The sequence below is a fragment of the Terriglobia bacterium genome, from assembly GCA_032252755.1.
Classification (GTDB): Bacteria; Acidobacteriota; Terriglobia; order Terriglobales; family Acidobacteriaceae; genus JAVUPY01.
The window spans coordinates 164,157-190,846 of the sequence record JAVUPY010000024.1; the positions used below are offsets into that span (position 1 = coordinate 164,157).

The 26,690-nt window shown below is 58.2% G+C and carries 28 protein-coding genes and 1 riboswitch; of the genes, 11 read left to right on the forward strand and 17 right to left on the reverse strand.

Annotated elements, in window-relative coordinates:
- Window positions 1-25: 25 nt before the first annotated feature.
- The 3 genes from ROO76_04970 (at window position 26) to ROO76_04980 (ending at window position 4,604) form a co-directional block, all read left to right on the forward strand.
- Complete coding sequence (locus ROO76_04970) at window positions 26-1,420, forward strand: serine hydrolase domain-containing protein (GenBank protein MDT8067500.1); 1,395 nt, start codon at window positions 26-28, stop codon at window positions 1,418-1,420.
- A 229-nt stretch (window positions 1,421-1,649) separates the two neighbouring features.
- Window positions 1,650-3,155, forward strand: a complete 1,506-nt coding sequence (locus ROO76_04975; GenBank protein ID MDT8067501.1) for a hypothetical protein — start codon at window positions 1,650-1,652, stop codon at window positions 3,153-3,155.
- A gap of 237 nt (window positions 3,156-3,392) precedes the next feature.
- Window positions 3,393-4,604: a PilT/PilU family type 4a pilus ATPase gene (locus ROO76_04980; protein MDT8067502.1), complete on the forward strand. Its 1,212-nt coding sequence runs from the start codon at window positions 3,393-3,395 to the stop codon at window positions 4,602-4,604.
- Between the two features lie 46 nt (window positions 4,605-4,650).
- Here the strand turns inward: ROO76_04980 and ROO76_04985 are convergent, their stop codons facing one another.
- Window positions 4,651-4,908 (reverse strand): hypothetical protein, encoded by a 258-nt coding sequence (locus ROO76_04985; GenBank protein ID MDT8067503.1) that lies wholly within the window; start codon window positions 4,906-4,908, stop codon window positions 4,651-4,653.
- 321 nt (window positions 4,909-5,229) lie between these two features.
- Here ROO76_04985 and ROO76_04990 point away from each other — a divergent pair, with 321 nt between their 5' ends.
- Window positions 5,230-5,631 carry a c-type cytochrome gene (locus ROO76_04990; protein ID MDT8067504.1) on the forward strand — a complete coding sequence of 134 codons (402 nt, stop codon included), beginning with the start codon at window positions 5,230-5,232 and terminating at the stop codon, window positions 5,629-5,631.
- 96 nt (window positions 5,632-5,727) lie between these two features.
- On the opposite strand, the gene purN is transcribed toward ROO76_04990, so the two are convergent.
- The 5 genes from purN to ROO76_05015 form a co-directional block, all read right to left on the reverse strand.
- Entirely contained in the window at window positions 5,728-6,330 is a 603-nt protein-coding gene (gene purN / locus ROO76_04995) for a phosphoribosylglycinamide formyltransferase (GenBank protein ID MDT8067505.1), read from the reverse strand.
- Between the two features lie 148 nt (window positions 6,331-6,478).
- Entirely contained in the window at window positions 6,479-7,465 is a 987-nt protein-coding gene (gene moaA, locus ROO76_05000) for a GTP 3',8-cyclase MoaA (GenBank protein MDT8067506.1), read from the reverse strand.
- Window positions 7,466-7,556: 91 nt separating this feature from the next.
- Window positions 7,557-7,685: riboswitch (molybdenum cofactor riboswitch) on the reverse strand.
- 326 nt (window positions 7,686-8,011) lie between these two features.
- Entirely contained in the window at window positions 8,012-8,764 is a 753-nt protein-coding gene (locus ROO76_05005; GenBank protein MDT8067507.1) for a DUF4184 family protein, read from the reverse strand.
- 199 nt (window positions 8,765-8,963) lie between these two features.
- Window positions 8,964-10,676 carry an electron transfer flavoprotein-ubiquinone oxidoreductase gene (locus ROO76_05010; GenBank protein MDT8067508.1) on the reverse strand — a complete coding sequence of 571 codons (1,713 nt, stop codon included), beginning with the start codon at window positions 10,674-10,676 and terminating at the stop codon, window positions 8,964-8,966.
- A 230-nt stretch (window positions 10,677-10,906) separates the two neighbouring features.
- Window positions 10,907-11,269 (reverse strand): alpha/beta hydrolase domain-containing protein, encoded by a 363-nt coding sequence (locus ROO76_05015; GenBank protein ID MDT8067509.1) that lies wholly within the window; start codon window positions 11,267-11,269, stop codon window positions 10,907-10,909.
- Here ROO76_05015 and ROO76_05020 point away from each other — a divergent pair.
- Together ROO76_05020 and ROO76_05025 are read left to right on the forward strand one after the other, a co-directional pair.
- Complete coding sequence (locus tag ROO76_05020; protein ID MDT8067510.1) at window positions 11,260-11,571, forward strand: hypothetical protein; 312 nt, start codon at window positions 11,260-11,262, stop codon at window positions 11,569-11,571. The genes ROO76_05015 and ROO76_05020 overlap by 10 nt on opposite strands.
- Window positions 11,572-11,941: 370 nt before the next feature.
- A complete protein-coding gene (locus ROO76_05025; GenBank protein MDT8067511.1) occupies window positions 11,942-12,607 on the forward strand; it encodes a DUF5715 family protein in 666 nt (221 codons plus the stop codon).
- 67 nt (window positions 12,608-12,674) lie between these two features.
- On the opposite strand, the gene ROO76_05030 is transcribed toward ROO76_05025, so the two are convergent.
- The 8 genes from ROO76_05030 to ROO76_05065 form a co-directional block, all read right to left on the reverse strand.
- Window positions 12,675-14,693 (reverse strand): hypothetical protein, encoded by a 2,019-nt coding sequence (locus ROO76_05030; protein ID MDT8067512.1) that lies wholly within the window; start codon window positions 14,691-14,693, stop codon window positions 12,675-12,677.
- A 231-nt stretch (window positions 14,694-14,924) separates the two neighbouring features.
- On the reverse strand, window positions 14,925-15,905 hold the full coding sequence (locus ROO76_05035) for an electron transfer flavoprotein subunit alpha/FixB family protein (GenBank protein ID MDT8067513.1): 981 nt from the start codon (window positions 15,903-15,905) through the stop codon (window positions 14,925-14,927).
- Window positions 15,898-16,131 (reverse strand): hypothetical protein, encoded by a 234-nt coding sequence (locus ROO76_05040; protein MDT8067514.1) that lies wholly within the window; start codon window positions 16,129-16,131, stop codon window positions 15,898-15,900. Before ROO76_05040 ends, ROO76_05035 begins: the two co-directional genes overlap by 8 nt.
- Complete coding sequence (locus ROO76_05045) at window positions 16,128-16,358, reverse strand: hypothetical protein (GenBank protein ID MDT8067515.1); 231 nt, start codon at window positions 16,356-16,358, stop codon at window positions 16,128-16,130. The genes ROO76_05040 and ROO76_05045 overlap by 4 nt, the downstream gene beginning before the upstream one ends.
- Window positions 16,359-16,450: 92 nt before the next feature.
- Window positions 16,451-16,693 (reverse strand): hypothetical protein, encoded by a 243-nt coding sequence (locus tag ROO76_05050; GenBank protein ID MDT8067516.1) that lies wholly within the window; start codon window positions 16,691-16,693, stop codon window positions 16,451-16,453.
- Window positions 16,694-16,766: 73 nt separating this feature from the next.
- Window positions 16,767-17,537 (reverse strand): electron transfer flavoprotein subunit beta/FixA family protein, encoded by a 771-nt coding sequence (locus tag ROO76_05055; GenBank protein MDT8067517.1) that lies wholly within the window; start codon window positions 17,535-17,537, stop codon window positions 16,767-16,769.
- 168 nt (window positions 17,538-17,705) lie between these two features.
- The gene (locus tag ROO76_05060) at window positions 17,706-17,981 is read right to left on the reverse strand and encodes a hypothetical protein (GenBank protein ID MDT8067518.1); all 276 of its coding nucleotides are present in this window, start codon (window positions 17,979-17,981) and stop codon (window positions 17,706-17,708) included.
- Between the two features lie 71 nt (window positions 17,982-18,052).
- On the reverse strand, window positions 18,053-19,048 hold the full coding sequence (locus tag ROO76_05065) for a YihY/virulence factor BrkB family protein (protein ID MDT8067519.1): 996 nt from the start codon (window positions 19,046-19,048) through the stop codon (window positions 18,053-18,055).
- Between the two features lie 161 nt (window positions 19,049-19,209).
- Here ROO76_05065 and hypF point away from each other — a divergent pair, with 161 nt between their 5' ends.
- The 5 genes from hypF (at window position 19,210) to ROO76_05090 (ending at window position 24,584) form a co-directional block, all read left to right on the forward strand.
- On the forward strand, window positions 19,210-21,546 hold the full coding sequence (gene hypF, locus ROO76_05070) for a carbamoyltransferase HypF (GenBank protein ID MDT8067520.1): 2,337 nt from the start codon (window positions 19,210-19,212) through the stop codon (window positions 21,544-21,546).
- A gap of 2 nt (window positions 21,547-21,548) precedes the next feature.
- Entirely contained in the window at window positions 21,549-21,815 is a 267-nt protein-coding gene (locus ROO76_05075; protein MDT8067521.1) for a HypC/HybG/HupF family hydrogenase formation chaperone, read from the forward strand.
- Window positions 21,812-22,903 (forward strand): hydrogenase formation protein HypD, encoded by a 1,092-nt coding sequence (hypD, locus tag ROO76_05080; GenBank protein ID MDT8067522.1) that lies wholly within the window; start codon window positions 21,812-21,814, stop codon window positions 22,901-22,903. The genes ROO76_05075 and hypD overlap by 4 nt, the downstream gene beginning before the upstream one ends.
- Window positions 22,900-23,985: a hydrogenase expression/formation protein HypE gene (gene hypE / locus ROO76_05085; GenBank protein ID MDT8067523.1), complete on the forward strand. Its 1,086-nt coding sequence runs from the start codon at window positions 22,900-22,902 to the stop codon at window positions 23,983-23,985. Before hypD ends, hypE begins: the two co-directional genes overlap by 4 nt.
- Window positions 23,986-24,098: 113 nt before the next feature.
- Window positions 24,099-24,584, forward strand: coding sequence for a hydrogenase maturation protease (locus tag ROO76_05090; protein ID MDT8067524.1), 486 nt, complete (start codon window positions 24,099-24,101; stop codon window positions 24,582-24,584).
- A 127-nt stretch (window positions 24,585-24,711) separates the two neighbouring features.
- Here ROO76_05090 and ROO76_05095 read toward each other — a convergent pair whose 3' ends face one another.
- The 3 genes from ROO76_05095 to ROO76_05105 all read right to left on the reverse strand — a co-directional run bounded on the left by ROO76_05095 (window position 24,712) and on the right by ROO76_05105 (window position 26,682).
- Window positions 24,712-25,569, reverse strand: a complete 858-nt coding sequence (locus tag ROO76_05095; protein MDT8067525.1) for an SCO family protein — start codon at window positions 25,567-25,569, stop codon at window positions 24,712-24,714.
- A 72-nt stretch (window positions 25,570-25,641) separates the two neighbouring features.
- Window positions 25,642-26,121, reverse strand: coding sequence for a VOC family protein (locus tag ROO76_05100; protein MDT8067526.1), 480 nt, complete (start codon window positions 26,119-26,121; stop codon window positions 25,642-25,644).
- A 114-nt stretch (window positions 26,122-26,235) separates the two neighbouring features.
- Complete coding sequence (locus ROO76_05105; GenBank protein MDT8067527.1) at window positions 26,236-26,682, reverse strand: response regulator; 447 nt, start codon at window positions 26,680-26,682, stop codon at window positions 26,236-26,238.
- Window positions 26,683-26,690 lie beyond the last annotated feature (8 nt).

Sequence of the window (26,690 nt, forward strand, 5' to 3'; positions counted from 1 at the left end):
CCTTTTCCGTTCCGAGGAGCCCACCATGCGAACACGTCTTCGACTTACCGCAATCGTTCTTGCTCTTGTCGCAACCTCATTTGCTCAAGCCCAACTCTCACCTGACGTCCGCGCCAAGATTGACGATGTCGCAAAGGAGGTCCTCGCCACCACCGGCGTTCCCAGCGCCTCCATCGCCATCGTCCAAAACGGTCAAATGGTCTACGCCCAGGCCTATGGCGATGCCCGCGTGGAACCCAAGATGGCTGCCAACACCAACATGCGTTACGGCGTCGGCTCCATCAGCAAGCAGTTCACCGCTTCCGCCATCCTTCTCCTGCAGCAGGAAGGCAAACTCAAGCTCGACGATCCGGTCGGCAAGTTCGTTCCAAACCTGACGCGCGCCAACGAGGTCACCATCCGCGAAATTCTCTCGCACACCTCCGGTTACCAGGATTACTGGCCACAGGACTACGTGATGCCCTTCATCGCGAAACCGACTACGGTTGAAAACATCCTCGACCGCTGGGCGCGCATTCCACTCGACTTCGAACCCGGCACCAAGTGGCAGTACAGCAACACCAATTACACGATTGCCGGAGTCATAGTCGAAAAAGCCAGCGGTGAGCCCATCCTGAAATTCCTCACCGAGCACATCTTCAAACCGCTCGGGATGCACAGTGTCATGGATATCGATGAGAGCCATCCCGTGGAGACCGATGCAGTTGGTTATCTCCGCTACGCCCTTGGTCCGCCGCGCGTAGCCCCGCTCGAAGGCAAGGGCTGGATGTTTGCCGCCGGTGAGCTATACATGACACCTTCGGACCTCGCGAAGTGGAACATCTCAATGATGAACCAGACCATCCTCAAGCCCGAGTCCTACAAGGAGATGGAAACCGATACCCTCCTGAAAGATGGCGTCGCGACCGGCTACGGATTGGGCGTTGAGGTGGGCAGTTTCCACGGTCACCGCATGATCGAACACAGCGGCGAGGTCTCTGGCTTCGTCGCCGAAAACATGGTCTTCCCCGACGACAAGGTTGCCGTCACCGTCCTTACGAACCAGGACGCCTCCAGCGCCGCCGGACAGATCGGGCAGCGCATTGCTCCGCTGCTCTTCCCCGCGCAATCGGCAAACGCGAAGGCCACCACCGACCGTGCTCGCAAAACCTTCGAGGACTTCCAGAAGGGGACGATCGACCGCTCGCAATTCACCGAGGATGCGAACTATTACTTCACCGACCAGGCCGTGAAAGACTACGCCGCAAGCCTCGGCGCGCTGGGAGAGATCCAGGACTTCAGACCCGGCTCAACCTCCTTGCGAGGCGGCATGACTCATCGCTCTTATTTCGTTCGCGCCGGCGGCAAGAGCCTGGTCGTCTCCATCTTCGAAATGCCGAACGGCAAGTACGAACAGTACCTGGTCCGGCCACAACAGTAATGTTTGAGAATCTCTGTGCCCATATCTGCCACAGTTAGCCGGGGGCCTCCCTGTGCACCTCTATATCGCGCCGAGGCGGCTTCAAAGACTGGCCAGCCCAGCCCTTCAGAGGCGAAATCGTGGTTGGAGATAATCTGAATTTCCGGGTCTTGATTACAGTCGCCACTCAGCCGATTTGACCTCTGCCTCTCTTCCGCATTAACCTTCCACTTCCGTGGGGGGTGGCACCATGAAAGTCCGCTTGGCCCTTGCTGTCCTTATCACCGTTCCGCTCTTCGCCCAGGAGACCCACAACCATCCCGCGCCCGAGAAACTCGGCACCGTTTCGTTCGCAAACAGTTGTTCGTCCACGGTGCAGCCGCAGTTCAACCGCGCCGTTGCGCTCCTGCACTCCTTCACCTTCCCCGATGCCGGGAAGGGTTTCAAGCAGGTCTTCGCCGCCGACCCGAACTGCGCCATGGCGCGCTGGGGAATCGCCATGAGCCTCTACCACGAACTCTGGGAGGCTCCGGGGCCCGCCGACCTTGCCCGCGGCTCTGCTGAACTCGCCCAGGCGGAGAAGATGCCGACCAGTCCGCGCGAGCACGAATACATCGCCGCTCTCGCCACCTACTACCGCGATTCCGACAAGCTCTCTCCGCAGATTCGCGCCAAGGCTTACTCAGACGCCATGGCCAAACTAGCGCGAGACAATCCGAAGGACAGTGAGGCCCAGATCTTCTACGCCCTGTCGCTGATCGCCACCGCGTCCCCCATGGACAAAACCCAATCCAATCAAAAGAGGGCCGTCTCCATCCTCGAGCCTCTCTACAAGAAGTACCCGGACCATCCCGGCCTGGCGCATTACATCATTCACGCCTGCGACAGCACCGAGATGGCCGCCCAAGGATTGCCCGCCGCTCGCGCCTACGCCAAAATCGCGCCCTCGGCCCCGCACGCTTTACACATGCCGTCGCACATCTTCACTCGCCTCGGCTACTGGGATGATTCGATCCAGTCGAACCTGGCCTCACGTGCAGCCGCCCATCAGCACGGCGATATCGGCGAAGAACTTCACGCCATGGACTACCTCACCTATGCCTATCTCCAGCGCGGACGTGAAGCAGATGCGGCGAAGGTCGTCGCCGGCCTGCGCGCCATGGAGGGGGTGAATCCCGCCGACTTCAAGATGGGCTACGCCGGGGTTGCGATGCCGGTTCGTTACGCCATCGAACGCCGACAGTGGGCTGAAGCTGCAAAGATTGCGCCCGTGGATAACACGCCGGCATATATTGCCTCGATCGCTCATTGGGCGCGTGCTCTCGGTTTCGCGCGGAGCGGACGCCCCAATGCTGCCGACGCCGAAATCGCAACCCTTCAGCATCTGAACGACGAAGCAAAAAACGGAAGCCCCTTCTGGGCGACGCAAGTCCACGTCCAGTTGCTCGAAGCGCAAGCCTGGACCGCCAACGCTCGCGGCAAGAAGGACGAAGCCGTGCGACTCTTGCGCACCGCCGCCAACGAAGAAGACGCCGTCGAGAAACTCCCGGTCACTCCGGGTCCTATTGTTCCCGCTCGCGAACAACTCGGCGACTTGCTCCTCTCGCTCAAGCACCCGAAGGAAGCTTTGAAGGAGTTCGAAAGCTCATTACGCCAGGCACCCGGCCGACGCGGAGCACTCACAGGCGCCGCCGAAGCGTCGGAAATGGCGGGAGAGAAGGCGAAAGCGGATCAGTTCCGGGCCGCACTGGAATAGGTATTTGCGGCTAGTGCAGAAGCTTTCTTCGAGAGGCTTCGCTAAAAAGAGGCACGCGAACGCTCACCCTTGGACCGCTCTCTTCCACCCTTCGGAACTTGGTTAGTTCCTTGTGTCCACGTACCAGTCCTTCCATGACCTTCGTAACCTTTCCGTTACTACTACGGTGTGCGACAGTAGCTTTGGGTGAGGAATTCCTCACCAGCACCACATCTCTGTTCTCGGGAATTCAACATCATGGCAACGGTCCAACTGCCAGCAAGTCCGGCAGAACCGGCAAACGGTAAACCGGTCACCCCAGTCAATCCAGCCCAGACTCCTGCACCCAGTTCAACCGCATCCGCAATGCCAACGCCGGCCTTGATTGCCGGCATGCTGAAGAGCGCAAAAAATGTCAGCGACCTGATCTTTTCGCCCGGCCGTCCACCGCAGGTCGAAGTCTCCGGCCGCCTGATGGCCGTGAAAGTTCCGGGGCTCGAGTCGCTGACTCCCGCCGACACCGCGCGTATCGCCGCCGACCTGATTGGTCAGAACAAGATCGCTGCCCAAACGCTGAAAGATGAAGGGGCCACCGACCTCTCCTACAGCATCCCCGGTGTCGGCCGCTTTCGCACCAACATCTTTCGCCAGCGCGGAACCCACGCCATCGTCATGCGCGTCATCGCGAGCAAGATCCCGACCTTCGAGGAACTGAATCTTCCAGAAGAGTTGAAAAGAATCGCCGAATTGAAGAACGGTATCGTCCTCGTGACCGGTCCTACCGGTTCCGGCAAATCTTCGACCTTGGCCGCCGTTCTCGACCTCATTAACTCAACCAAAGCCGATCACATCATCACGATCGAAGACCCGATCGAGTTTATGCACCCGCACAAGATGGCCACCATTCATCAGCGCGAGTTGCACCTCGATACCTTCAGCTTTGCCGGAGCCCTCCGCGCCGCTCTGCGCCAGGCGCCCAAGGTTATCCTCGTCGGCGAGATGCGCGATCGCGAAACTATCGAGATCGCTCTGACCGCCGCCGAAACCGGTCACCTTGTTCTTTCCACGCTCCACACCATCGACGCCGCCAAAACCGTTGAGCGCATCGTCGGCACCTTCCCGCTCTCCGAGCAGGAAGCCATCCGCATGCGTCTTGCCGCCAGTTTCCGTTACTTCGTCGCTCAGCGTCTTCTACCGCGCAAGGACGGCGCCGGGCGCATCGCCGCCTTCGAAATTCTGAAAGCTACTTTGCGAACCAAGCAGTACATCGAGCAGGGCGAACAGGAAGGTAAGACGCTACTCGACTGCATGCGCGACGGTGATCAGGAAGGAATGCAGTATTTCGACGGTCAACTGGAAAAACTGGTACGCGGCGGGATGATCAGTTTCGAAACGGCAATGCAATACGCGACCAATTCCGGCAACCTGCGCCTCACCCTCGCCGACCTCGACGAAGCCCAGCAGTTCTAGAGATACATAAATTCATCATCCAGAACGGAAGCCACGATTGTCGCGCTCATTTCTTTCCTCTATCCGGTGAATCCCCCTCCGGCTCTCCTTCAGGGTTCCCATTCTCCTCCACCACACCCTCGCCCCCGCGCATCTTCTCGCGAATCCGCTGCAGCATCGATTGCACTCGCGACGTCGACTCCGGCCGCTCCGGCGGGTCGACATCAATTTCCCGGTTCACCGCCTCAATATCGTCCAAGGTTATGTTCCGGAACCAGAAGTGGATCTCCTCCGCAGTCAGCGGCGCCAGTCCGGGGGAATTCAATTCTCCCCTCAGGCACCGAACGACACTCTTGAGGACAGCCCGGAACTCGCTTCTGGAGATGAGCTTCGACACAGCAGGGCTACTCATAGAACCACAGCGTCCGCCATCCAGCTTTCAACGGAATGCTCAGTTTGGTTGGATTGGCAGCTCAACGGGCGTGGTTGCTTACATATCGGTTTCCCCTCGTCCTTGCCCGCAAAAGTCCTGCTCCCGGCAGGTATCTTGGACGGTAACAACGTGATGGGCGTCACCGCGCCGCTTTTTTGCCCGGCAGTACCATTTGCACAGTGATAGTGGCTGTGTCCCACGATGGAGGCTGCCATGCGCATTCGTCTTCTCTTTCTCGGGCTGCTTTTGATCTTCGCTTTCACCCTCTTCTCGCAACAGACCGAGACGCCCAGGGGCAGAACCAAACCCAATGCAACCGCCGAATCCGACAAGCAGAACAAGGCGGCCGACATGGAAAAGGCCAAGAAACTCTTTGGCTATGACTGCGCCATGTGCCACGGCGAAACCGGTGACGGCAAAGGTGACCTCGCCGGCGACTATGCCGGCAAAATTAAAGACCTCACCGATCCCGCCACCCTGAAGGACGTCACCGACGAACAGATCTACACGTTGATCAAGGACGGCCACGAAGATATGCCGCCCGAAGGCAAGCGAGCCAAAGAAGACGACCTCCGAGCCTTGGTCGTCTACGTTCGCTCTCTGGCGAAGAAGTGAGAAAGCGTGCGAAACGAGCCAACGGGCCATCGAGCCATTTGAACCGCTTCCAATGGCGAGATGGTCCGATCGCACGATGGCCCGATTCCGATTTCCTTACCCGATTGTCTTGATTTTTCGCCCGTCGATCTCGTACTTCCCCTCGACGAGAATCCGAATCGCTTCCGAATAAGCGATATGCTCCTGGTCCAATATGCGATCCGCCAGCGTGTGCTCGTCATCGTCCGGCAGAAGCGGCACTGTCCTCTGCACGATGATCGCCCCGTGATCCAGTTGTTCGTCCACAAAGTGCACTGTGCAACCTGAAACCTTCACGCCATACTCAAACGCCTGTCTCTGCGCATCCAGTCCCGGAAAGGCCGGCAGCAGCGACGGATGAATATTGATAATCCTGTTCGGAAACTGCTGCACAAACCAGGGTGAAAGCAGGCGCATGTACCCGGCCAGCACAATCAACTCCGCGCCTGCACCCTTCAGCGCTACCACCACCTCATGATCATGCTGCTCGCGGGGCTTCCCTTTGCTCGGGATCACCAGCGCATTCAAGCCTCGCTGCCGCGCCGCCTCAATCCCCGGGGCCTCCGTCCGATTTGAAATGACGACCGCAATCTCCGCCCCAGGCAATTTCCCTGAAGCAATATTGTCCGCAATCGCCAGGAAGTTAGACCCGCGCCCCGACAGCAGAATGCCAAGTTTCATAGGAGTAAGTGGGATACGAGGTAAAGGTACAAGGTGCAAGGTGCAAGGTGCAAGGGCCCACAAATACAAAAGCCTGCAGCACAATCGGCTTCAGGCTACTGATTACGGGGTCTTCTTGTGTCTTGCGCCTTGAGCCTTATGCCTTCGGTTACCCTCCTATATGCACCATCGTCCGCGACGCCGGCATAAAGTCCGGCTCTCCAATGTGATGCCGCTCTTCCTTCTGGTTTACAACGGAGGTGATGAACTCACGCAAAGCATCGTCCGAAGCCCCTCCGCGTATCAATCCACAGAGATCGTGCTCAACCACAGAGAACAAGCAGGTTCTGACCTTGCCGTCGGAAGTGATTCGCACCCGCGAGCAGTGCCCGCAGAATGGCTCCGAAACCGGTGCAATGATCCCAATCTCCCCCACGCCATCTTCAAACACGAATCGCCGCGCGGTCTCACTCGGCTCGCGCTCGATCTCCCGCAGCGGCATGTACTCGTTCAACTTCGCCAGTATCTCTTTCATCGTGACCACAATCGCCGGCGACCATACCCGGTCTTCCTCCAGCGGCATGAACTCGATGAACCGGACCACCACGCCTTCTTCGCGCGCGAACTTGCCAAACGCGACAACCTGGTCGTCGTTGAAACCGCGCAGCAAAACGCAATTCACTTTAATCGGGCTTAGCCCGGCCGCCTTCGCTGCACGTACTCCGGCCATCACCGCCTGGTAGCTTCCCGGAACGCGCGTAATTCGCGAGAACTTGTCCGGTTCCATCGCGTCCACGCTGATCGTCACTCGCCGCAGCCCGGCATCCGCCAGTGGTCGCGCCATGTCGGCCAGTAAATGCCCATTCGTCGTAATCGCGAGATCCAGCCTGTCCCCAGTGGTCGTCCGCAACTTTGCTAACTCCCTGACAAACTCGACCACTCCGCTCCGCAGCAGCGGCTCACCACCGGTGATGCGAATCTTCTCAATCCCGAGCGAAACGAATACCCGCGCCATTCGCAGATAATCCGCCATTGGCAGATCCGGAAACTGTGCCCCCAGATTCCCCGTCCGGCAATACACACACTTGTAGTTGCACCGGTCCGTCACCGAAATCCGGAGATCCGTAATCGCGCGGTCGTATTTGTCCGTGAGCATAGGTACGAGGTCCGAGGTACGGGATTTGGTACGAATTGCTTTGTCTCGTACCTAACTTCTTGGAAAGACGCGGAGAACTCCGCAAAGGCGGGACTATCTCGCGTTTCCTTTCCAAACGGGAGGCGTGAACGTTCCCATTCACACCCTCGGCGCTCGTTCGCGCCTCGCCGCTGCAGCCCGGGTGTCCCTTGGGCCACAGCAGTCGGAAATCGTACCAGTATAGATGACGGGGATTAAGGAGAAGAAACGAAAAAAGGTACAGGTTCAAGCCACAAGATAAAGGCCCAAGAAGAAACGGTCCCAAGGTCTCTCGCACCTTGTACCTTGTGCCTTGCACCTCAAAAATAAGCACCGGCAGGGCAAACCATGTTCGCCACTGCCGGCTTTCCGCGCTCGTGCCTGCTTGAACCCAAGGCTACCGCAGAAGTTTCGCCTTTATTTTTCGATTAGTACTTCTTTGCAAATTGAGTCCGAAAACCTATTTCTTACTTTGTACCTCGTGTCTTTCCGCCCAACTCCACGTCTTCGATTCCAGCATCAAGGTCGTCACTGTTCCCAAACTCGCAATGCCACACTGAATATCAGCAATCCTAATGCTGACACGATCATAAAACTCACCACATCGGTCGCAATGAACGCGACCTGGAACGGATCCGGCCCCACTGTCGTCCACGCTCTAACCAATCCCGTAACGAACGCAATTGCCAGGATAGAACAGATCACTGCCGCCCTCGCACGCGCACTCAATCGCGGTTCAACCTGGGACCTCGCCGGGGCCTTCCAGTACCAAGCCCGAAACCACAACACCAGTAGTATCAACCCCAACACCGTACTGCCGTATTGCGCAAACTTGTAGTTGGCCCATACTCGGTTTCCGAATAATGTATGCGTCAACTGTAACCATGCAATTCGCTCGACCATCCACCCCTCTGGGTGAGTAAACGAATCCCAAGCGAGGTGTGTCGCGATCCCTGTCAGGGCGGACCCGACGACAAGCAAAAAACGGCTCATCGGCCAGTATCGGAACGGCTCAATGATGATGCGCTGCTGTATGCGCTCGGGAAACAGGGCTACCACCGGTCGCTTCAGTACGCCGTGAAAAGCAGCCAGGAGTAATAGGGTCGCCGGAAGACAAAACTCAAACATTCCGGCAAACGAATGGGTCCACCTGCCAGTGATTCCGAAGGGAAGAAAGTATTCCAAATCGGGCGCCATCGCGCCAATGACCACGGCAGAGAGCACCAACCTGCTTTTCTCAAAGGGCCAAGCCGCCGCCGCGTGGGAAATCGTAAAGGGCATGTCTATTTGATTCTACTTCACGCCTGCCCGTGCCCCTACTCTTCCGTGCCCCACACGAGTGCCTTGAACTTCCGTGCCGCATTGCACGGCACTTCAACGGTGCTATGGCTTTTTGAGTTTCTACGTTCGTGTCTTCGTGGCACCTTGAATTTCTTCGTTTTTCCGTTGGCGCGATTGCCGACCACCGATGACACGATCTCTACATTCCATCGTAATTTGGCCCGCCCCCACCTTCCGGCGGAACCCAGGTGATGATCTGGTATGGATCCATGATGTCGCACGTCTTGCAATGCACGCAGTTCGAGGGATTTAGCTTGATCTGCTTCGCCCCCGGCGCGTCCGGTGCCTCTTCCATCTCGTACACGTTCGCCGGACAGAAGAACTGGCACGGATTCCCAAACTCCTTTGTGCATCGCGTGTTGCAAACATTCGTGTCGTGGATGACGAGGTGCGCCGGCTGATCCTCCTCGTGCTTCGTGCCCGAGTAATACAGATCCGTCAGTTTGTCGAACGTGAGTTTCCCGTCGCCCTTCGCCCATCCCAAAATGTGCTCGCGCGTCTTGGGATACCCCTGAATATCCCAGAGATGGAGCATGCGCTCGTGGCCCGGGTGTGCTTTCATGCGAGTGACGAGCCCACCGCCCGTGACCTGCTGCACTCCCGCATGCAACATCCCCATCACGAAACCATTCTCAAATCCCTGATGGAAGTTGCGCACTGGATACAGCTCATCCTTGATCCATGACTCGTCGACCTTCTTCTTGTACGCGCCGAGTTTCTTCTTCCCAAAGTCCCCCGCCACGAGCGACTCGAACGCCGTGTCCGCTGCCAGCATTCCGCTCTTGATTGCCAGGTGAATACCTTTTAACCGTTGCGAGTTCAACATCGCAGCCGAGTCGCCCACGATCATCCATCCGTCGCCCGCCAGGGGAGGCTGAGACCACCACCCGCCGTAAGGCAGAGACTTCGCGCCGTAGCGCACCATCTTTCCACCCTCAAGCAGCTTCGCGACAAACGGATGCTCCTTGAACGCCTGCAAGACGTGCTGCGGATCGGTCCGCGGGTCCGGGTAATCCAGCCCCGTCACGAACCCAAGCGACACCAGGTTGTCCTTGCCGCCGTAGATCCACGCCCCGCCATACTCTTTCATCGTCAGCGGATAGCCCATCGTGTAGATCACTTCGCCCGGCGCAATCCTCCCGCTCGGGACTTCCCACAATTCCTTCACGCCCACGCCGTAGGTCTGCAGGTTGCGGTCGCGATCCAGTTGGAAGCGCCCGACCAGTTGCTTCGTGCACGAGCCGCGCGTGCCCTCGGCGAAGATCGTGATCTTTGATTTCAAGTCGTACCCGGGCTCGAAGTTCTCCTTCGGTTCGCCCTCTTTGCTGACGCCTTTATCCTCTGTGCGAATCCCCACCAGTTTCTCGTCTTCAATCAGCAACTCGCTTCCGGCGAACCCGGTGAAGATCGTAATCCCTGTCTCCTCCACCTTCGACCCAAGCCACTTCACGAACTTGTTGATCGAAATGACGTAGTTGCCGTGGTCGCGCAGCGGCGGCGGCGTGATTGGGAATTTGAACTTGCCTTTCTCGGTGAGGTAATAAACCGCCTCTTTCGTGACCTCGGCGTCGAGTGGCGCTTCCTTCTCGAAACCCGGCAGCAACTCGCGCATCGACCGCGGATCCAGCAGCGCCCCGCTCAAGCAGTGCTGCCCAAGCTCTCGCGCCTTCTCGAGAACGTAAATGTTCTCCTTCGACATCGGCGCATCCGGATGCTTCGCGTTGTGCTCGTCAATGAGCTGCGACAACCGCAGCGCACACGCCATCCCCGCCGGCCCGCCGCCCACAATCGTGACGTCGGCCTCCATCACCGGGTGCTCCACTCCAGGTATCGGTTTTCTGAAAACAATCATAATGACAGTTCCCGCCCGCGGTTCTGAGCGACCAGAACAGGGCTTAGATGTGATTTCGAACAGATTGCGATTAGGAATTCTACTAGCTAGGGCAGAGTTTCGCTTGGAACAGGTTGCGGTATAGTCATTTATCGCTTTCGCGGAGATAGAGGCTCAGGCCGAAAGGCATTCGGCCCAGCCCCCTCCCCGCGCCATTGAATTTACGTTATTTCGCCACCTCTCGGACCTGCCTAGTGTGTCCCAATATCCGAGCGCGCAGCATCACGGACGGTCGCAGCAGCATCTGCGCCAACAATAAACCCCAGGCGCTGATTCTCGTGTGTCGCTGCGATGACTAATGCCAAGTACGTTTGATGATCCGGATAAAGAGCATCGCGTGTCGCAGTATCGAAAGGCACATACGAGCCGAATGTCCGACAGAAATTTGCCGGCGGCGTATCGGGAAAATTCAGGCCGGTGTTGGTCGCCGTTGGGACGGTATGCTGCGCCAAGCGAATACCGCCGAGTGCGTTGCCGAAGCCGTCCCGCGCCAGCACGGAAACCTGCTCGGCCAGCGTTTGCACCTGAAGGTCCGGAGCGACGGGTGGCTCCACATCATGCTTCACCCATGGGCTGGCTCGGCATGACACTGGCAAGAAGTGGGGATGTTACCGGAGCCCGCAAGCTGCTCGCGGACCTTCACGCAATGGACACCCATGCATACGTGCTGCCCACGAGCTTCGCCTGGATCTACCTCGGTCTCGGTGAAATTGACCACGCCTACACCTGGATGGAGCGCGCAATTGATGATCGCGACCCGATCATCGTTCCAATCAAAACTTACCCATTTCTGGATCCTCTCCGCAACGAGCCCGAGTTTCATCTGCTGCTGCGCAAGATGAACCTTGAACCTTAGGCACCCCCATTTGGCACTTGTCTTTTGTTGTGCCAGATTTCTTCCTGAAATGCATTCGTCCTTTCACATCATTTGCTTTCAACATATTTATGTCGATTTCCCACAAAATATTGATTCCAAAGACTCGCAAATCCAAGGGGTGGGTTGGAGGCGTGTTGCCAGCTGGTTAACCCGTTTCCACAGCTTTCAGATTTACTCCTCTCCCGCTTCTTGCTGGAGCAGCTGAAGTAGTTGAGCACCTTCTATGCAAACCTCATCCAGCTACTCACAATTCGGAAATTTCTTCACACTCTTTACTTTCGTAATTCCTCAGATTCACAATTCGCTTGAATTCTGTTCAGCAAACATCCTAAGTTGTTTGCCAGACGTTATGCGCGCCGCTGTGATCGCCTTCCTTTTCGTCTTTACGGGGTTCTTGCACGCTGGAGACCGCCATTCGCTGGTCGCGAACGTGTCTTCGCAGACCATCCAGAATGAGCATGCCGATGACGCAAATCTTTCGCGCATGAAGAATGCCGCGATGGTCCAGCACTTCGCGCGCCACGGATATCTGGTCCCGGTACCGTCGAGCGCAAGTTCTTACTACCTTCATGCCATTCGTCCCCCGGAGCGGTATTGCCGTCCATGGACCAAGCTGTTCCTCCAGCGACTGAGCAGTCAGTACCAGGCGCGTTTCCATCAGCGGCTCCGTGTGACCAGCCTCGTGAGGACTGTCGGGAGCCAGGAACGCCTTGCCAGATGGAACGGGAACGCCGCCGACGCCACTGGAGACGAGCGCTCGTCTCATCTCACTGGTGCCACCATCGATATTTCCAAGCGTTGGATGTCACCCGCGGGACAGGAATGGGTTCGCGAGGTCCTCTACTCTCTTCGCGAACAGGGATACCTTTACGCGATTGAAGAGTTCTACCAGCCGACCTTCCACATCATGGTCTACCCCAGGTACGCGCAATATGTGAAGACGCTGAAGCACCGCAAAGTGAGAACGCCGGATGTCGCCGACGCACACGTCGGTCCTTCCTCAGAAGCGGACTAGGGAAAATTTAAATCGAAGAAGGAATTTGGAGCGTGCGCGGCAATCGGCACGCTCCAAAGCTATAGGGCTACTGCACAACTGTAAGCGCCTTCCCGGTCGCCTCCAGCAGAGCTTCCGGACCGACCGCCTGCCCCGTCGCGTTCTTCATCCAGAGATCCGGAGCGATGTTCCCGGACTTCACCATGCGGATGAACTCCGGCCCAACCGTGCCCGACTTCTTAACCTGCCCCTCGATCTGGAACGCGATCATGTGCCCGATCGGATAATCCGGCAGGTAGAGGAACGAGTCGATCATGTGCGAGTACACCGCAAGCAGCACAACATCGCGCTTGTGGAACACTGGCGCGTAGTACTTGTTCCAAATGCCCTTCGCGATCTCGAGCGTTGCAGTCTTCAACTCCGCCGGGGTCGCGTTCGGATGGTCGTACATCCAGTGCCACACACCCATATCGACCAGTGCCACCCCGGCGATCTCGTACGTTCCCCAAAAATCGTTCAGCGTCCGCATCGCCTCGGCCTGTTCATCCGCCTGCTGCAACCCAAGCAGTTCGAGGTCGCGTGCCTGGAACACAAATGCCAGCGCCTCGGTGAAGGCCGTGTTGGGCACGCCATTGAGCAGCCAGTAGTCGATGTCTTTCATATCGAGCGTCTGCTCTACGTTGTGTCCCATCTCGTGCACTGCGATGTTGTACCCCTTGTAGTTCATCCCGGTTTTCTCAACGCGCGTGCGCAAGTGGACTTTCGCTGCACTCATCCCGGAGCCCATCGCGTGTCCCGAGCCGCGTGCCGGATCGACGACGATGTTCGCCGCGATGTAGTCCGCCCGGTCCTTCGGGAATCCCAGTTTCACCAGCATGTTCGGGATGTCTTCCCGGTATGCTTCGGCCGTCGGATACTTCTTCGCCACGATCTGGTCGAGTTCCGCTTCGCTGTATTTCGACTTTCCGCGGAATCCGTTGTACCAAATGTCGAACGGCTCCAGCGGCCGCCCCAGCCGCTTCTGAATTAGCGCCGCAACTTGCGCCACCTGGGGCGAACTGACCACCTGCTCGAGAATGGCTTTCACCCGCGCCTCGGGAATTTGGCGGCCCTCGTCGAAGCTGCGCGCAATGTAAGTCGGCGCCGTGGGTGAATACGGATCAGCGAGTTTCACTGCGCGATAAGTCTTCAGCAGCATCGCGTAGCGGGTATCCGGCTCCGGAGCGTTCGACAGCGGCTTCTTGGCTTCCGGAACGTGGTCGCTGTCCTTTTCCGCGGCGACTTTCACGTCATTCGTGAACGGGTTCCAATCCACCTGCGGGTTATCGACCACGTCCGCGGGAATCGTCTGCGCCACAATCCGCTCCATCACCTGTTGAATTTCGCGCTGCTTGGCGAGCCCATTCGCCGAGTCGTCGTAGTCCGACTTAATCTCGTCGCGCAGGTTCCAGTGCGACAGCAAACGCATCTTCGCCGGAAACAGCCGCTCACCTTTGTCGTTCACCAGGTGATACATCCAGATGTTGTATTCCGAGATGTACTTGCCGCTTTCCGCACCTGCGTTTGCAATTGCCAGGTTCACGTCGGCCGGTATGCGCTTGGAGAACATTTGCGCCAACCGCGTTTCGGCCCACTGCCGCCGAGACCAGTTTGCTCCGTCCGTCAGCCGTTCCTGGAGCGTCGTCAGCGGAAAATTCAGCAGGACGACAAACGCCATCTTGTTCTGGAAGGCATCGTCCAGGAAATGCGCCCCGGGATCATAACCCGCAAAAATGTCGTCGAACGGCAGCATCGGCCCGCGATCGAGATCCGCCTGCTGCCGGAACTCGCGGCCAATCTCCTGCATGTGGCCGAAATACTGCTCGAGCAGCGATTGATAACGCTCGAATATGATGTCGAGCGTCGCCTGGTCGCCGGCGAAGTTCGCCACGACGAACTCCTCGAACTCGACGGCGTTTCCGTCCTTCTCCGTCCAGAACTCCGCAACCTGGTGCAGGCCACGATGAGCGCGGGCGCGTTGTCCCTCGCCATACTTCTGCACGAGCGCATTCTCGGATTTCTCGAGTGACGCTTTCATCCACACGACCGCAGGTTTCTTTGTACTCATTGCCGGTTTCGAATCCACTTTGGAAGACTGTGAAAATGTTGGAAGTGTAAGAATCAAGAGGAATAAAAGGATTGCGATTTTACGCATCGTCGAATCTCCTGGATACAACGACTGCGACTGAGTAAAGCAATTAGCAGCTGGCCATTGGCAAAGACGCAGAATTCGCGGTGCTCCCGCAGTTGCTAATGGCTAATTGCTAATGGCTCAAATTCTGACTAGAGCGATCAGCGGCTACGCCTTCGCCTTCTTTACCTCTTCCGTCAACGGCGGCACGATGTCGAACAGGTTTCCGACAACTGCGATATCGGCTATCTCGAAGATTGGCGCCTCGGCGTCTTTGTTGATGGCGACAATTGTGCGCGAGCCCTTCATGCCCACGAGGTGCTGGATGGCGCCGCTGATTCCGAGCGCGAGGTAAAGCTTCGGTGCAACCGTCTGTCCCGACGAACCGACCTGGCGCTCCATCGGCAGCCACCCGTTGTCGCAGATCGGGCGCGACGCAGCGATTTCTCCGCCCAGAGCGTCAGCCAGGTTCTTAGCAAGATCGATATTCTTTTGTTCCTTGATACCGCGGCCCACGGCGACGATGATCTCCGCCTGCGTCAGATCGACCGCCTGCTTCGCCTCTTTGAACACCTCTTCTGGCTTGTTGCGAATCTCACCGGTTTCCGCACCCACGGTCTCCGTCGGAACGTCGCTCGCCGACTGCACCTGGTCGCCTCGAAACGAGCCGTTCTGGAATGTCGCAAACCACGGGCCGCCCCCGCTGAACGCAACATCCGCCGCGAACTTGCCCTGGAACATTTGCCGGGTGAAGAGCAGCTTATCCCCGTCCTTCTTATAACCGATGCAGTCCGCAATCAGGGTTGAGCCCATCGCAGTCGCAAGTTTCGGCGCGAAATCGCGCACCTGGTACGTGTGCGGCATCAGCACCAGTTTCATCGGATGATTGGCGAGGAAGTGCTTGAGGGCAGCGACGAACCCGTCAGGCGTATAAGGCTCGAGTTTGTTGCTCTCGATTGCGTAGACCTTGTTGACCTTCTTGGTCGCGACTTCGTTCACGATCGGACCGATGTTGTGCCCGATCACCGCAGCCTCGAGCGTCCACCCCATATCGGCGGCGATTGCCTGCGCTCCCGCGAGGGTCTCGAATGAAACTGGATTGAGTTTGCCTTGTCGCTGCTCGACTACCACCAGGATTGTGTCAGCCATTGCTTTCGCTTCCCTGCTGCATAAGTTTTTTGCCGCGAACGATGAACCAGCTTCCCAGGGCGAAGTCGACAACCCAGCAGGCGATGAGCACGTAGATAACAACGCGCTGAGTGCCGCCCCGCAAGATCAGCAGAAGCGCTGGCGCAAAAATCGCCGCTGAACTGGCGCATACAGTTACTCCGCGCCGCTTCAAGTCTCGGCCCTTCTCCACCACCGGGTTGTTCATGCTCCTGCTTTGCGACGCGTCCGGCAGCCCGCGATAAATATCACCGTTCCGATCAGCGCGAGCGTGCCCGCGAACTCGGCAATGACCAGGCTATGCGACGAGATCCAGGCCGCCGGATGGAAGAACATCGCGATGAACGCCACCATCCAGAAGATCGCGCCGATCACCATGCACGCGGCGCCAGTCTCTCGCTTCGACTCCCGCTTCGCCTCGTTGAGTTCCGCCATAACAACCTCCTGCGCAGGAACCCAATTGTCTGTCGTCTTAGCGGCGAAAATCTGTGTCGGACGTCACCGCCCGAAGCCCTACTGCACCGGGATTACGCGTTGTACGACCGCTTGTACATGCCTATCGCAATCAGCACTACTCCGATGAACAGCAATGTACCGGAGTAATAGAGCATCAGGTGCGTGCCCTGCCGCCAGTCCGAAAAATCGAAAATGCTCAGCAGCGTCCCCATGCCAAAAAAGATCGTTCCCGTAATCATCAGTTGCGATCCGGTACGCTGCTCAACCAGTAAGTGCTCTTCTTCCTGCGAATTCGCGCGCTCAATGTGCGCCATTCTTCACCCCACCCCACGTTTGATGCCGACTTTGCGGCTTACAATCCCCGCCGGGCAGTGCCCGGCGTTACAACTACAGAACCCGTATCTCGTTCTTCAGCTTATCGACCAGTTTCTTTGCCACTTCCGCCGGCGGACCCTCGATGAACTCCGTCTTCTTCGTCTTCTGCGGAATGTAGAGTTTCTCGATTTCCTGCCGGTTTTCGGCCAGTGACGATGAAACCTCATCCCAGGTCAGTTTGCGCAGCGGTTTGTTCTTCGCCTGTTTGATTCCAATCAGAGTCGCGTAACGGAGCTTGTTGATACCCGATTGAATCGTGAGCACTGCCGGAAGTGGCATATCGACGAACTGGAAGTACCCGGCCTCGAGTTCACGCTTTACGCGAATGCCGCCTTCCGTTTTCTCGATCTGCATGATGATCGTCGCATGCGGCCATCCCAGCAATTCCGCCAGAATGACGCCCGTCTGCGCTGCGCCAAAATCGTCCGACTGCAATCCCGTGAATACCAGGTCGAACTGCTCGTCCTTGATCGCCGCCGCGATTGCCCGCGCCACGTTGTACGAATCGAGATGCGCGAACCGGTCGTCCTCGAGATGGATCGCCCTGTCGGCGCCCTTCGCCAACGCCTCGCGCAGAACCTGCTGCGCCCTTGCCGGGCCCGCCGTCACCACCACAACCTCGCCCTTATGCTTTTCCCGCTGGCGCAACGCTTCTTCCAGCGCATAAGCATCCGGTTCATTCACTTCGTAGGAAACGTCTTCGCGAATCCATTTACCGGATTCGTTCAATTTCAATGGCGCATCCTTCTGAGGCACCTGCTTCATGCATACCAGAATCTTCACGAGACACCTCGCGCAAGTGGCAAACCAATAAAGATAAATGACCGGAAGTGGGAATCGCAAACAACGGGGGCAGGCCAAAAAACGCTGTCAACTCTTGCGGACAAAAACGTACGCTCTCCGGCTATCAAACTCGATGTTGGGATTAGGTTCCCTCGGCAAACTCGTTCATCAGTCGAGGAACGCGACCGACTGCACCCCAGCGATTTCGAAGCGCTTACGGCAACGCATATTCTTGCAGGCCAGCATGTCTTCCCGGCGAACCATGTAGGAGCGCGCCTTGGCAAACTTTGCGCGATCCCGTTCGTCGGCTCGGCCTGGCAGTTGCCGCTTCTTAGTGCGAACCACCCACCCGATATCGTATTCGTTCTCCTGGCGGCAGTGAGGGCAGGTCAGAGAGGCTTTCTTGGTTTCCTGTCGCTCGTCGTAAAATTCGCGCTCGTCCATCGACAACCTCCCGTGGACATCATTATTCCACAGGAACACCCTTTTACGACTTCCCTCCGCGATTTGCGGGCTCAAGCTGCAGTGTCTTCCCGGCTTTCTTTGTCGTCGGGTCTCAACTTGGGGTGCGCTGGGTCGACCAGGCCACGCTGCGGCAGGAACACTCCCGGAGCGACCTCCCCGCGCTTCTTCGCATCCTTGTCGCCACGTTCGGCCGCCGCGTGTTCGATCTCGGAATTGATCTCGGCCCCAAGCAGCAGCGCCATTCCTGTCACGTAGAACCACAGCAGGAGGATGATGACCACCCCAAGAGAGCCATAGGTGGCCGAATAGGTGTTGAAATGAGCGATGTACACCTTCAATCCCAGCGATACTCCCAGCCACAACACGAACCCGACTATCGAACCGGGCGTCACCCACTCCCAGTGCTGGTCGCGAATATTCGGCCCAAAGTAATAGAGCAGCGCGAATGCAAAGAGCATCGCAGCTACCACGATCACCCACTGGATGACTGTCCAGGCAATCATGAAGGTGCTGCCCAGGTTGAAATGGGCTCCGACCCAACCCGCGGCTGTCCCGCCAAAGACCGCAAGCGCCAATCCCAAAACGATGCAAACGGACATCGCCACCATCAATCCGGTCGCGATCACCCGAAACCGCCAATAGCTACGCGTATCGCGAATGTCGTAGACCACGTTGAGCGCACTCATCACCGCAGCAACACCGGTCGCCGCCGTCCAGATCGAGGCAACAATACCGAACGAAATCTTGCCTCCGCCGCTGGCATTCATGATTTCATTCAGCGTTTTGTTGACGAGGGTATCTGCCGCTCCCGGCAGCACCATCGCCGCATGCTGCAATATGGTCTGGCGGATCTGGCTTCCCGGGGTGGCCAGGAAGCCGAGGATCGAGAACAGGACAAAAATAAGTGGAAAAATGGATCCCAGGAAGTAATACGAGAGCGCCGCGGAGCGGTCCATGATCTCGTCTTCGTTGAACTCTCGCCAGACCCGCCGGCTCAATTCCTTCCAGGTCAGGCCGCCCAGTTTCCAAGCAGATTCCGCCGCCATGATGCCCCCAAAACCTATTAGGAACCTCGATTGACGGCGAAGCGTTGTACTACACCTAAGTGCGCTCGATCACAATTTGACCGTGACCGCTGTCATGGCCGCCGGTGAGATCGGCGTCTAGGCTGGAGGCGTCGGAGAAATCTGCCTGCCGGGGACAACCGATGCTTGAACAACTCCAGGTCGCTCAATCAACCAGCGCTGCCCGGCGCTTGCGTATGGTGATCCGTGGTGCTGTCCAGGGTGTCGGTTTTCGCCCATTCGTTTTTCGCCTCGCGAAAGAACTCGCTCTTCCCGGTTGGGTCAGCAACACTGCCGCCGGAGTTTTCGTGGAAGTAGAGGGTGATCCCGAGCGTCTCCGCGAATTCCAACTCCGCATCGAACGGGATAAACCGGCCATCGCCAGCATCCAGAGTCTCGAAAGCTCATTCCTGGACCCGGTCGGCTGCTCCGACTTCACTATCCACGAGAGTAGCGGCGGAGAAAAATCCGTCCTCGTGTTACCCGACATCGCGACCTGCCCTGCCTGCCTGGCGGATATCTCCGGCCCGCAGAACCGTCGCTATCGCTATCCGTTCACCAACTGCACCAACTGCGGCCCGCGATTCACGATTATCGAAGCCCTCCCGTATGACCGCCCATCAACGACGATGCGGCGCTTCACCATGTGCCAGGACTGTGAGCGCGAGTACCGCGATCCCGCGAATCGCCGTTTCCACGCGCAGCCAAACGCGTGCCCTCAGTGCGGTCCGCAACTCCAGCTCTGGGACAAGAATGGCGTGCGAATCGGCGATCGCGACGATGCCCTGCACATGACCGCCGGTGCCATCCGCGCCGGGAAGGTCGTCGCCGTGAAAGGCCTCGGCGGCTTTCACCTGCTGGCCGATGCCCGCAATAACGAGGCCGTGAAGACTCTCCGCGAAAGGAAGCACCGCGAAGAAAAACCGCTCGCCCTCATGTTTCCGCGACTGTTCTCCATTCGTGGCGATTGCGAGGTCAGCCCGGCCGAAGAGCGCCTACTCTGCTCGCCCGAGTCGCCCATCGTGCTGTTAAAGCGCAAGCCGTATCCGCGCAGCGGGATCAGCCCCCTCATCGCGCCACGGAATCCGTGCATCGGCGCCATGCTTCCGTACACACCGCTGCATCACCTGCTCCTCAGTGAGCTGAATTTTCCCGTCGTCGCCACCAGCGGCAACCTCAGCGACGAACCAATCTGCATCGACGAACGCGAGGCCCTGGAACGTCTCCACAATATCGCCGACTGCTTCCTTGTGCACAACCGCCCCATCGTGCGCCACGCCGACGACTCCATCGTCCGCGTCGTAGCTGATCGCGAACTCGTGCTTCGCCGCGCTCGCGGACTCGCACCGCTGCCCGTCTTCACCAAAGACGCCCTCCCCCCGATCCTCGCAGTTGGAGCGCACCAGAAAAACACGATCGCTGCATCCATCGGAAACCAGGTCTTCGTCAGCCAACACATTGGCGACTTGGAAACTCAGGAAGCCTACAGCGCCTTCGAGCACGTCATCGAGAGTTTCAAAAAGCTTTACGATTTTGCACCGCAAGCAATCGCCTGCGACCTTCACCCCAACTACATGTCCACCGAGTACGCGCGCCGCACCGGTCTCCCGCTCATTAGCGTGCAACACCATTACGCGCACGTGCTGGCTTGCATGGCCGAGAACGAACTCGATGCACCAGTGCTCGGAGTCTCATGGGACGGTAGCGGCTACGGCCTGGACGGCACGGTTTGGGGCGGAGAGTTTCTCTGGGTAGACGAAACCGGCTTCGAACGCGCAGCTCATCTTCGGACCTTTACCCTACCGGGCAGCGAGCGAGCCGTAAAGGAACCTCGGCGCAGCGCCCTTGGTATCCTCCACGAATTATTCGGGGCGAATCTCAAGGAGAAGCACGGCCTCGCACCGGTTCGGGCCTTCACGCCTGCCGAGTTAAAGACGATCGTCGCGATGGTGGAGCACGGCCTGAATTCCCCGCGAACTTCGAGCGCCGGCCGCCTCTTCGATGGCGTGGCATCGCTCCTAGATCTGCGCCAGACCGTTCGCTTCGAAGGTCAGGCCGCGATGGAATTGGAAGCACTCGCCACCGCGGCAGCAACGGACGACGAATACGCTCTGAAGAACACAAACGAATCAGGCCCTCTGGTACTCGATTGGGAACCGATGATCCTCGCCATCCTTGAAGATCTTCGGCGTGGGGTCGCCGGCGCGCTGATTGCGCGGAAGTTCCACAACACGCTCGTGAGCATGATGCTCACCGCAGCCGAACAGGTGTTTTCCAAGCGAACCTCGCCGGACAGCAAGATCGTTCTCACCGGTGGCTGCTTCCAGAACAAACTTCTGACCGAACTCGCAATCCGGCGCTTCAGCGATGCCGGCTATCGCGTCTACTGGCATCAGCGAATTCCGCCCAATGACGGCGGTATTTCGGTCGGACAAATCATGGCGGCGGCCCGTCAGTTGCGCGCGCCTGCAAAGGAATAGTTATGTGTCTCGCCGTTCCCGGAAAAATTGAAAGCATTAGAGGCGAGGACTTCGCTCGCGTCGCCCGTGTCGACTTCAGCGGGATCAAGAAAGAAATCAGCCTGGCCTATGTTCCCGAAGCGAACATCGGAGACTACGTCCTCGTACACGTCGGTTTCGCTATCAGCAAGATCGACGAAGGCGAGGCAAAGCAGGTATTTGAGTACCTGGCACAGATGGGGCAAACTGGCGGAACTCTCGTCGGATCCCCCGAAGAACTGAAGTTATGAAATATGTAACCGAATACCGGGATGCCGCCGTCGCACAGGAATACGCGCGCGCCATTGCCAAAGTAACGAAGTCTCCATGGACTCTCATGGAAATCTGTGGCGGCCAGACACACTCCATCGTGAAATACGGAATCGACGAGTTACTGCCGAAAGAAATCACGCTCGTGCACGGCCCCGGCTGCCCGGTCTGCGTCACACCGCTCGAAAAAATCGACAAGGCGCTTCGCATCGCCCGACGTCCCGACGTGATCTTCTGCTCCTTCGGCGACATGCTGCGCGTCCCCGGCACCGAAGGCGATCTCTTCTCGGTGAAAGCACAGGGCGGCGATGTCCGAATTCTCTACTCCCCGACGGACGCCGTTCAGATCGCGAAACAAAATCCCGAAAAAGAAGTCGTATTCTTCGCCGTCGGCTTCGAAACCACCGCTCCCGCGCATGCCATGGCCGTCTTCAAGGCCCACCAGGAGGGGATCAAGAACTTCTCCGTTCTCGTCTCCCATGTTCTCGTTCCGCCCGCCATGGAAGCGATCCTCGGTTCACCCGACTGCAAAGTCCAAGGCTTCCTCGCCGCCGGACACGTCTGCACCGTGATGGGCTACACCGAGTACGAACCGATCGCGAAGAAGTACCACGTCCCCATTGTCGTAACCGGCTTCGAACCACTCGACATTCTTCAGGGCGTCCTGATGTGCGTTACCCAACTCGAGCAAGGCCGCGCCGAGGTTGAGAACCAGTACAGGCGCTCGGTTCGCCGCGACGGCAACGTCGAGGCGCAGAAACTCATTCGCGAGGTATTCTCTGTCTCTCGCCGCAAGTGGCGCGGCATCGGCGAGATTCCCAACAGCGGCCTCAGCCTCAGCAAGAAATATTCCGAGTACGATGCTGAATTGAAATTCGGCCTCGCCGACTACGATGCCCCCGAGAGCCCCGACTGCTTGAGCGGATTGGTGATGCAGGGCCGCGTGAAGCCGGAAGACTGCCCGGCATTCGGCACCAAATGCACGCCAGAGAAGCCGCTCGGCGCGCCCATGGTTTCCAGCGAAGGCGCGTGCGCCGCATATTTCCGTTACAGGCACGTGAGCAAATGAAGAACACAAAGGATACAAAGGGACACGAAGTCGCCACGCCAAAGTTCAAGTTGGAGTGTCCCATTCCCATCAGCGACTACCCGACCATCACGCTCGCCCACGGCGGCGGCGGCAAGTTGATGCATCAGCTTCTCGAAAAGATGGTGCTCCCGGCCTTCCGCAACGATCTGCTGGAGTCGCGCCACGACGGCGCCGTCTTTCCTGTCGGCAACACCCGACTCGCCTTCACTACCGATTCCTACGTCGTTCACCCGCTATTTTTCCCCGGCGGCGACATCGGCTCGCTCGCCGTCAACGGTACCGTTAACGACCTCGCCATGTGCGGCGCCCGCCCGCTCTATCTCAGTTGCGGAATGATCCTCGAAGAAGGTCTTCCCATGGAGACCCTCTGGGCTGTCGTACAGAGCCTCCGCTCTTCGGCCGATACCGCCGGCGTCCAACTCGTGACCGGCGATACGAAAGTCGTGGACAAGGGACAGGGAGACGGCATCTTCCTGAACACCGCGGGCGTCGGGATCGTCGACCACAATCTGTCCATCTCGCCAGCCAGCGTCCGAGATGGCGATGCCGTGCTCCTGAGCGGCGACGTCGGACGCCACGCGATCGCCATCATGGCCGCGCGCGAGGGTCTCGAATTTGAAACCACCATCGAGAGCGACTGCGCCCCACTGAACGGCACCGTTCAGCGCCTGCTCGATGCCGGCCTGGAACTCCACTGCCTGCGTGACCTCACTCGCGGCGGTCTGGGAACCACGCTCATCGAGATCGCAGAAGCCTCCAAGCTGCAAATCGCCATTGAAGAAACCAGGATCGCCGTTCGTGATGACGTCCTCGGCGCCTGCGAGGTCCTTGGCTTTGACCCTATTTACCTCGCCAATGAAGGCCGGATGGCAGTGATCCTTCCTGAGAAGCAGGTCGACCGTGCCCTGGAGATTTTGCGCTCTGGCCACGGCGGCGAATTTGCATCCCGGATTGGAGCTGTGAAGAAGGAGTCGCCCGGTATAGTCACCCTGAAGAGCCGTATCGGCACGACGCGCATCGTCGACATGATCACCGGCGAGCAGTTGCCCCGTATCTGCTAGCTGTGCTCCTCGTAATAAGCCTCCCTGGCCTTCAGTCGCCACACGATCCGGTGATGCGCCTCACATCATGCCCCGCACCTCATTGCTAGCCTGAAACTAACGAGGAGGCGATTATGGCCAAGGTGCTCGTAATCGGTTTCGGAAACCCCCTGCGCAGCGACGATTCCTTCGGAATCCAGGCCGTCGAAAAACTGAAGCAATCCGTAAACGGCGGCGACATCGAGTTCATCGAATGCCAGCAGTTGACTCCCGAACTTGCCGAAAAGGTTTCCCGGGCCGACCTCGCCCTTTTCGTCGACGCCGACATGGACGGCGTTGCCGGAACCATCCACAGCCGCCGCGTATTGCCCGCGAATCGTCCGACCGGTGAGACCCTCGTGCACCATATCGATCCTTCGACCCTGCTCGGCCTCTCGCAGAGAATCTTCCATCGTGTGCCAGAAGCCATGCTCATGACCGTCACCGGCGAATGCTTCGGATACGGCTCGCAGCTAAGTTCCGAGGTCGCCAAGGCCCTTCCCGGGGTCGTCAAACACATGCGCGAGTTGATTGTCGAAAAGTGCGCGAGCGCCCGTCCTTCGACCGTGACAGTGCACTAGCTAGAACATCAGCATTCAGCATTCGGCCACGACAGGCAGTGCGAATGGGAAAAGGCTCCGATTCGTTCGGAGCCTCTTATCCTGTGTCCTGTAACAACCAGTATCACTGAATCAGTATCACGGAATGCTAGTTCATTTTTTTCAAATCCCGAATCACATCGTCTCGACGCCAGTCATTCCCGTTGTACACGGCCGCGATTTTCCCCGAGGGGTCGAGCAACGCTGTCCGCAGGCTGTGCACGATCTGGTCCCCTTCCTTGTCGTACGAAAGACCGAAGAAGTTCGCGAATGCCCGTGTATCTTTTGGATTCGCCGAACCAAATTGCCAGTGCTCGAATTTTGGATCGACATTCCCGGCAAAGCTCTTTCCATAATTCTTCAGAACCGGCGGTGTATCGAATTCCGGATCAATGCTCACGCTGAGCATCTGCAGCTTGCCGTAGATGGCAGGATCGTTCTGCTTGAGTTCGCGCGCGATCAGTCCAAAGTTGTCGCTCATCCGGATGCAGTAGTCCGGCAGCGGACACCGCGCATAGATGAACGTTAACAGCACCGGTTTTCCCCGGAACTCGCTCAACTTCACCTGTTTCCCGTCCTGGTTCGAGAAGGCGAAATCGGGCGGCGTATCCCCCGGAACGGGCTCGTGGAGCGAACTAGTGCTGGGATCGATCGGCGTGCCGGTATCGGTCAACACCACGTTCTCCAGATACGCTCCCTCGGGATCCATTACTAACGAGGCCGTGATGTGGTCGCCCGGTTTCGCCGCACGCATCACCCAGCCATCGTTCACACTGTAGTCCATCGTCATCGCGCCCATCAGTCCCGGAATTTCCTTGTGAGCGATCGTCAGCGTCTTCTTGTCCTTATTAACGGCAAGCACCTTGCCTTCCACGGGATAGTGGCGGAACTGGTCGCTCGACTTGCGGCACGCGGCAAGAGAAATAACAGCTAAAACGGCAAGCACCACACTGGTGAGATTTCTCATGAATGCAACCCTGTATTGAAAAGTGTAACCGTCCAGAGCGGCTGGGACAATAATAGCCCCAGAAATTCCACTCTATTCGGGCTCTTCCACAAATTCGATCAGGAACCCGAAGGGATTCTCCGCACGCGATTTCGGGTGCAGGAAAAAGACCGTAGTCCCGCGCGAGCCCGGACGCGGCGCCTTATCAATGATGCTGAAGCCGCGTTGTTTCAGGTAATCGAATGCGGCCCGCGCATTGCGCACCCGAAATGCCACGTGCGCCAGTCCGCCGCGCCCACCATTTTTCTCGATCATCTTCTGCACCGGCGACTCCGGCGACAAAGGCTCGAGTAACTGGATCAGGTTGGGCCCGTCCCCGATTCGCAGTAGTACTTCGCGCACCTGGTCTTTCCCGCCGACGTCTTCGCGATGCACTTCCTGGAAACCCAGCATCCTGTACGCCTCGACCTGCGCCTCCAGTGCCCCGCTCGGCACCGAAATCGCCACGTGATCGACAAAAAGAATACCGGGGACTGCCTGAAATTCGTTGTCGAAATCCGCGGATGCGCTCATTCCTGCTCCTGGCGCGCCTCACGCGCACAGGAGTCCATCATGAGCCTTCAGTTTCATCTGGGCAAGGAAACACTTACGCGGCCGCGAAGCTCTGCCCGGCGAGCCAGAAACCCTTCAAGCGCTGGCCAGCAGTCGCGCAGCATGCGCAAGCAAATCCCGGGGATGAACTGGCTTGGCGAGGATATTGAAATCGTGCCCCTGCTTTCGAGCGTCCAGCAGGATGTCGCCCGTGGCCGCCTGCCCCGAAAACAGCAATACGTGGCAATCCGGGCAAGTCTGCCGCATCGAGATCGCCAGCGATACCCCGCTCATCCCCGGCATCACCACGTCGGAGATCAGCAATTCCGGGGGAATTATCTGCGCCATTTCCAGCGCACTCTCGCCATTGTAGGCCGCATCTGCAACGTAACCTGACGCGGAAAGAATCGCTACCAAAGTGTCGGCGATGATCGGTTCATCGTCCACGACCAGAACAACCGGACGAAGGGGAAAATCTTCCGGTTGCAGTCTCTGCGCCTTCAATTCATCAAGGGAGACGGTTGGAAACTTGGTGTTTGTCACGAGGCCCT

Coding starts and splice junctions, on each gene's coding strand:
- ROO76_05040 (MDT8067514.1), bottom strand. CDS start 16,131: ATGAACAACCCGGTGGTGGAGAAGGGCCGAGACTTGAAGCGGCGCGGA.
- ROO76_05090 (MDT8067524.1), top strand. CDS start 24,099: ATGGCCAAGGTGCTCGTAATCGGTTTCGGAAACCCCCTGCGCAGCGAC.
- hypD (MDT8067522.1), top strand. CDS start 21,812: ATGAAATATGTAACCGAATACCGGGATGCCGCCGTCGCACAGGAATAC.
- ROO76_04970 (MDT8067500.1), top strand. CDS start 26: ATGCGAACACGTCTTCGACTTACCGCAATCGTTCTTGCTCTTGTCGCA.
- ROO76_05075 (MDT8067521.1), top strand. CDS start 21,549: ATGTGTCTCGCCGTTCCCGGAAAAATTGAAAGCATTAGAGGCGAGGAC.
- moaA (MDT8067506.1), bottom strand. CDS start 7,465: ATGCTCACGGACAAATACGACCGCGCGATTACGGATCTCCGGATTTCG.
- ROO76_04990 (MDT8067504.1), top strand. CDS start 5,230: ATGCGCATTCGTCTTCTCTTTCTCGGGCTGCTTTTGATCTTCGCTTTC.
- ROO76_04980 (MDT8067502.1), top strand. CDS start 3,393: ATGGCAACGGTCCAACTGCCAGCAAGTCCGGCAGAACCGGCAAACGGT.
- purN (MDT8067505.1), bottom strand. CDS start 6,330: ATGAAACTTGGCATTCTGCTGTCGGGGCGCGGGTCTAACTTCCTGGCG.
- ROO76_05100 (MDT8067526.1), bottom strand. CDS start 26,121: ATGAGCGCATCCGCGGATTTCGACAACGAATTTCAGGCAGTCCCCGGT.
- ROO76_05010 (MDT8067508.1), bottom strand. CDS start 10,676: ATGATTGTTTTCAGAAAACCGATACCTGGAGTGGAGCACCCGGTGATG.
- ROO76_04975 (MDT8067501.1), top strand. CDS start 1,650: ATGAAAGTCCGCTTGGCCCTTGCTGTCCTTATCACCGTTCCGCTCTTC.
- ROO76_05005 (MDT8067507.1), bottom strand. CDS start 8,764: ATGCCCTTTACGATTTCCCACGCGGCGGCGGCTTGGCCCTTTGAGAAA.
- ROO76_05025 (MDT8067511.1), top strand. CDS start 11,942: ATGCGCGCCGCTGTGATCGCCTTCCTTTTCGTCTTTACGGGGTTCTTG.
- ROO76_05095 (MDT8067525.1), bottom strand. CDS start 25,569: ATGAGAAATCTCACCAGTGTGGTGCTTGCCGTTTTAGCTGTTATTTCT.
- hypF (MDT8067520.1), top strand. CDS start 19,210: ATGCTTGAACAACTCCAGGTCGCTCAATCAACCAGCGCTGCCCGGCGC.
- ROO76_05035 (MDT8067513.1), bottom strand. CDS start 15,905: ATGGCTGACACAATCCTGGTGGTAGTCGAGCAGCGACAAGGCAAACTC.
- ROO76_05060 (MDT8067518.1), bottom strand. CDS start 17,981: ATGGACGAGCGCGAATTTTACGACGAGCGACAGGAAACCAAGAAAGCC.
- ROO76_05045 (MDT8067515.1), bottom strand. CDS start 16,358: ATGGCGGAACTCAACGAGGCGAAGCGGGAGTCGAAGCGAGAGACTGGC.
- hypE (MDT8067523.1), top strand. CDS start 22,900: ATGAAGAACACAAAGGATACAAAGGGACACGAAGTCGCCACGCCAAAG.
- ROO76_05050 (MDT8067516.1), bottom strand. CDS start 16,693: ATGGCGCACATTGAGCGCGCGAATTCGCAGGAAGAAGAGCACTTACTG.
- ROO76_05065 (MDT8067519.1), bottom strand. CDS start 19,048: ATGGCGGCGGAATCTGCTTGGAAACTGGGCGGCCTGACCTGGAAGGAA.
- ROO76_05030 (MDT8067512.1), bottom strand. CDS start 14,693: ATGAGTACAAAGAAACCTGCGGTCGTGTGGATGAAAGCGTCACTCGAG.